Raw genomic sequence first — 859 nt, 5'->3', positions numbered from 1 at the left:
TGCACCATCGGTGATGTGGTAAAGATCATGGAAACTCGTCCGCTTAGTAAAACCAAGCGTTGGAGACTGGTTGAAATTGTAGAAAAAGCGAAATAACAATATTGATTTGGGATTCTTGTACCTCAACAGGTATCTGATTCTTAAATGTAAAATTTCAAACTAAATAAAATGATTCAGCAAGAAAGCAGGTTAAATGTAGCTGACAATAGTGGCGCTAAAGAAGTACTTTGTATCAAGGTGCTTGGTAACAGCGGTCAGGATTATGCTAAAATCGGCGATAAAATTGTTGTTACGGTTAAAGACGCAATTCCTGCAGGTGGTGTTAAAAAAGGAACAGTATCTAAAGCAGTTATTGTTCGTACTAAAAACAAACTCCGCAGAAAAGATGGTTCTTACATCCGTTTTGATGACAACGCAGTTGTGTTGTTGAACAACTCAGATGAACCTCGCGGTACACGTATCTTTGGACCAGTAGCAAGAGAGTTGCGTGATAAGGGTTATATGAAAATTATTTCTCTTGCTCCTGAAGTATTATAAAAAAGCTAAAAGCTAAATAAAATGAGTACAAGATTTAAACCCAAATTCAACATCAAGAAAGGTGATACCGTAGTGGTTATTGCCGGTGATGACAAGGATTTGAAAAAGCCTCGCACAGTATTGGAAGTGATTATCGATAAAGGTCGTGTAGTTGTAGAAGGAGTGAATATCGTAACCAAGCACACCAAGCCCTCTGCTCAGAATACCAAAGGCGGTATAGTAAAAGTAGAAGCTCCGATCAACATTAGTAATGTAATGTTGTGGGACGCCAAGAAAAGCGAGCCAACCAAAGTGAAGCGTACCCGTGAGAATGGTAAATTAA

3 protein-coding genes are annotated in these 859 nt (G+C 38.6%); all 3 read left to right on the top strand.

The features are described from left to right. Positions 1–6 precede the first annotated feature (6 nt). Positions 7–96 (top strand): 30S ribosomal protein S17, encoded by a 90-nt coding sequence (rpsQ, locus tag P767_RS16215; protein ID WP_456113460.1) that lies wholly within the window; start codon positions 7–9, stop codon positions 94–96. A gap of 72 nt (positions 97–168) precedes the next feature. After that, entirely contained in the window at positions 169–537 is a 369-nt protein-coding gene (rplN, locus tag P767_RS0106830; RefSeq protein WP_026751406.1) for a 50S ribosomal protein L14, read from the top strand. A 21-nt stretch (positions 538–558) separates the two neighbouring features. Further along, the coding region (rplX, locus tag P767_RS16210; protein WP_051417206.1) for a 50S ribosomal protein L24 at positions 559–859 on the top strand (301 nt) is incomplete at its 3' end.

Origin of the sequence: Sediminibacterium salmoneum NBRC 103935 (assembly GCF_000511175.1) — a bacterium.
GTDB classification, from domain to species: domain Bacteria; phylum Bacteroidota; class Bacteroidia; order Chitinophagales; family Chitinophagaceae; genus Sediminibacterium; species Sediminibacterium salmoneum.
This window is presented reverse-complemented; position numbering and strand designations above follow the sequence as displayed.